General features: G+C 65.6%; 2 protein-coding genes. One reads left to right on the plus strand and one right to left on the minus strand.

Annotated elements, in window-relative coordinates; all coding sequences use genetic code 11:
* Nucleotides 1–200 precede the first annotated feature (200 nt).
* Nucleotides 201–632, plus strand: coding sequence for a hypothetical protein (locus VGP39_RS04965; protein WP_327566996.1), 432 nt, complete (start codon nt 201–203; stop codon nt 630–632).
* A 10-nt stretch (nt 633–642) separates the two neighbouring features.
* On the opposite strand, the gene VGP39_RS04970 is transcribed toward VGP39_RS04965, so the two are convergent.
* Nucleotides 643–1,601, minus strand: a protein-coding gene (locus VGP39_RS04970) for an IS630 family transposase (protein ID WP_327566997.1) whose coding sequence is annotated in 2 segments (ribosomal slippage) — nt 643–1,253 and nt 1,253–1,601 — 960 coding nt in all. Because the reading frame shifts where the segments join, the coding sequence is not laid out codon by codon here.
* Between the last annotated feature and the right edge of the window lie 181 nt (nt 1,602–1,782).

A 1,782-nucleotide genomic window follows, 5' to 3' on the forward strand; every position in this document is an offset into this window, starting at 1 on the left:
AGAATGGTCTCGTCCTCCTGAGCCCTCACCCGACGCAAGCGGGATAGTGGTGCAGCTGCTCCGCGCAGCGACCGAATGTGAGTTTGACCTAGTGCCGGAGCCGGGCCAGGTCATGCAAAGGGCTCGGACCTTGGATCCCGAAGAGCCGCCGAAGGATGTATCCATGATGCCGTAATCATGAAATTGACTCCGAAATGCCCATGTGGGGGCTGCTGATGACCCAGGGCATTCGCGACTTCGAGCCGACCCGGCGGGATTGGCCGGCGCGGTTTGAGGCCTTGCGCACGCCCGACGGCCTGCCGCTCGCTCCCGGCTTGCGAGCCGAGTTATTGCGCGAGTGCCGACGGCTCTGGCTGGTGATGGAGATGATCGCCGAAGGGGAGGCCGAGCAGAAGGCCGTTGCGGAAGCGGAGGACGGCCCCGCCGCCCGGCTGGCGCAGCTGCGCGGCATCGGGCTCACGTTCGCCACGGTGCTGGGCAACGAGGTGTTCTTCCGCGACTTCCGCAATCGACGCGCAGGCGCCCAGCCCGTGGCAGAGCGCGGGATCAGGCGCGACCAGGGCATCGCCAAGTCGGGCAACCCGCGCGGGCGAGGCGGACCGCGATCGAGATGGCTCACATGGGGCATTTAGAGCATTTTCCCTACGGCTGTCCGTATCCTGAGTTGGCAAAATAGTTGGCCGGTTCGTCGGCCCGAAACGCCTGCATGAGGACGCCGATGATGTCCCACAAGGCCTCTACGGTGCGCGCAGCCGCCTTGCGCAGAAGCGCTTTCAGTTTTGCGAACGCCTGCTCGATCGGATTGAAATCGGGCGAATACGGCGGGAGATACAGCAGCGTTGCGCCCGCAGCCTCGATGGCGTCGCGTACGCCACGGCTCTTATGGCTGCTGAGATTATCCATGATCACGATGTCGCCGCGGCGCAGGCAGGGAACGAGAAACTGGCGGACATAGGCGAGGAAACTCTCGCCGTTCATCGCCCCGTCCAGCACCAGCGGCGCGATCAGACCATCCTCGCGCAGTCCGGCGACGAAGGTGGTGGTCTTGCGATGACCATAGGGGACCGCCGCAACAACCCGTTCGCCGCGCCGGGCCCGACCGTAGCGACGGGCCATGTTGGTCGCGGCGGAAGTTTCGTCGATGAACACCAGCTTGGCCGGGTCGAGACTGCGCTGCATCGCTCGCCAGGCGGCGCGCGCCGCGGCTACGTCGGGGCGGTCCTGCTCGGCCGCCCGGATTTGCTTTTTTTTAGAGTCACCCCGAGCCGCTTGAGCGCGCGCCACACCGTTACCAGCCCGACCGAGATGCCACATTCAGCAAGCAGCCAGCCGCGCAGCTCGGTCAGTGTCGCGTCCGGCTGCGCAGCCACTCGCTCAGTCAGGGCTGGGAGATGCGCCACGATTTTCGGCGGTGGACGCCCGCTGCTGCGTCGTACGCGCCGTTCCCCGCTGCGGCGCCGGCGCCGGTCGGCTTTCGCCACGTAGGACGGGCTGACAGAAAACCGTTCCGCCACAGCGCGCACGGACTGCCCTGCGTCACGCGCCGCCAGCACCCGATCGCGCAAATCCTGCCCATAAGGCAAACCCTGCCGCCACGTCATCACCGCCTCCGGCTCGAAACCGGAGTCCTATGGATCACATGACGCGCCCGTTTCGGAATCCCCAAAGCGATTCGAGCCGCAGGGAAAATGCTCTAATCCCGGCGTCACCCAAGTTCCCGCATAGCTCCCGGATGCAAAATCGAGGCTTGGCACGATCGAGTTTGCGGTGAACGCAGTGCGG

This window comes from Bradyrhizobium sp., assembly GCF_036009065.1.
GTDB lineage: Bacteria > Pseudomonadota > Alphaproteobacteria > Rhizobiales > Xanthobacteraceae > Bradyrhizobium.